1 protein-coding gene is annotated in these 1,691 nt (G+C 38.3%); it reads left to right on the forward strand.

The genetic code is table 11. The annotated features are described in order from the left end of the window. Nucleotides 1-170 precede the first annotated feature (170 nt). Nucleotides 171-1,490 carry an IS1380 family transposase gene (locus BMX79_RS12380; RefSeq protein ID WP_091483125.1) on the forward strand — a complete coding sequence of 440 codons (1,320 nt, stop codon included), beginning with the start codon at nt 171-173 and terminating at the stop codon, nt 1,488-1,490. Nucleotides 1,491-1,691 lie beyond the last annotated feature (201 nt).

Here is a 1,691-nt window from a genome sequence, read left to right on the forward strand (position 1 = left end):
ATCCTGAATAATTCATAGTACCTTGTCAGAACAGGCATTTATCCCGCTTTGATAAGGTTTATCACTCTATTCCTTCTTCACCCGTTGGGTGAAGAAAAAAACATACAAAAAGAGCACGCTCTATGTTATTGTAAAGTCGACGAAAACAACAAAAACAAGAGGTGTGCTCAATGTCAACTTTACAAGAAAAGCAACTACAATTCAATCCCCATTTGGTTATGTCAAACGATGGCGGTCAATTATCCAATGATTCCGGTCTCCTTTTACTCTTTGAATTTTTTCATAAGATCAAGTTCAAAGAGCTGGTTAACGAGTTATTGCATATTGACGATTCAAGAAACTATTGTACACATGACTATATTGATTTATTTATGCAGGTTCTTGTGCAGTTAATAGCCGGTTACTCAACGGATTCTTCAGCCAATTGGCTACGTCACGATCCAGTTTTTCAGCAGGGGCTAAATAAAACGACCTTAGGTTCACAGTCGATGGTTTCTCGTTTTATTCATCAACTGTCGGAGGAGAATATCGTTCAACTTCAATCAATTGCCAAGGCATTGACCACTATCTATATCGGCCAACAAAATACACAGCATATGATCATTGACGTGGATTCTACTCACTCAGACACCTTCGGAAAACAAGAACAGACTGATTTCAATACTCACTACGGAACAACGGGTTATCATCCCTTAGTGGCTTTTGATGGACTGACTGGTCTGTTTCTGGGTGCTGAACTTCGTCCGGGCAATGTGTACACGTCTAACAATGCAGAAGTCTTTTTAGCAGACATCATCTCTCAACACAAACAGCACTCATGTGATATGTTTTTAACTGTCCGAGGGGACAGTGGCTTTGCCAAACCTGAGATCTATGAGTTATGCGAGCAAGAAAAAGTGAAGTATATTATTCGTTTAAAAGTCAATACACGACTGAAGAACATGGCTCAACCAAAGGTCCTTTACGGACCAGATACAGACTTTACACATAAAGAATCACAGTATTTCAAGATTGATTATCAAGCTAAATCTTGGGAAACGGTTCGTAAAGTAGCTGTAAAGGCCACTCGAGAAGCTGGCGAACTCTTATTTACGACGTTTGAGTTTATCGTATCAAATTTCGTTGATATACCTGCCCAAACAGTGTACAAGCTCTACCAAAAGAGAGGGACAATGGAAAATTATATCAAAGAAATCAAACATGGTTTTTCCTTCGACAAGACCGATAGTTCAACGTTTCTTGCGAATCAGGCTCGCATGATGATGAGTTGTATTGCCTATACAGTCATTCATTTGATGAAAGAGCTAACATTCCCAGATAAAGAGAAAAAATCAACGGTGGCGACTATTCGGTTTAAAGTTTTCCACATTGCTGGAAGGCTGACACGACATGCGCGTAAAATAAAAGTCCGCTTGTCCACAGGTTACGTTTTCTCTTCACTGTTCTGGACAATATTGGAGAATATTCAACAGTTGGTTCTGTTACATTAGCTACTCCAGAAGATCATATTAATTTTTTGACGATTGTAAGACCAAGGGGTCTTTATACTCTTTTTTCCATCTTTTTGTTTTCGATCTAATCGAGAAGGATATAAAGTGGCATGATAGACAGTTAATACTTAAAAATGTCTAAAAAAGCAGTGAGTTTAATAGAAATAGTTATCCACATTTAGAGGTATGAATAATTCAGGT

It is taken from the genome of Alkalibacterium pelagium, from assembly GCF_900109325.1.
Lineage (GTDB): Bacteria > Bacillota > Bacilli > Lactobacillales > Carnobacteriaceae_A > Alkalibacterium > Alkalibacterium pelagium.